The sequence below is a fragment of the Pantoea sp. E956-1 genome (assembly GCF_982223955.1).
Window position 1 is genome coordinate 1 of sequence record NZ_CEUYZP010000052.1, and the last position, 470, is coordinate 470.

Here is a 470-nt window from a genome sequence, read left to right on the forward strand (position 1 = left end):
GTTGTACATCGAAGAAAACTTCACCCACGTGCTGCGCGACAAACTGCGCAACGGCGAGCTAGACGCGATCATCATCGCCCTGCCGTTCAATGAAGCCGACGTGCTGACCCTGCCGCTTTACGACGAGCCGTTCTACGTGCTCATGCCGGCGCAGCATCCGTGGACCAAGAAAGCGTCCATCGACGCCGGCCTGCTCAACGACAAGAGCCTGCTGCTGCTCGGTGAAGGCCACTGCTTCCGCGATCAGGTGCTCGAGGCCTGCCCGACCCTGACCAAAGGCAACGACGGCGCCAAGCACACTACGGTGGAATCCAGCTCGCTGGAAACCATTCGCCATATGGTCGCGTCCGGCCTGGGCATCTCGATCCTGCCGCTGTCGGCAGTGGACAGCCATCACTACGCCCCCGGCGTGATCGAAGTGCGTCCACTGACCGCGCCGGTGCCGTTCCGCACCGTGGCGATCGCCTGGC

1 protein-coding gene is annotated in these 470 nt (G+C 63.4%); it reads left to right on the forward strand.

The window, feature by feature from the left end; genetic code table 11:
* Positions 1-470: hydrogen peroxide-inducible genes activator (locus AC0T7J_RS25205; protein WP_473798471.1), on the forward strand; the 470-nt coding region annotated here is incomplete at both ends.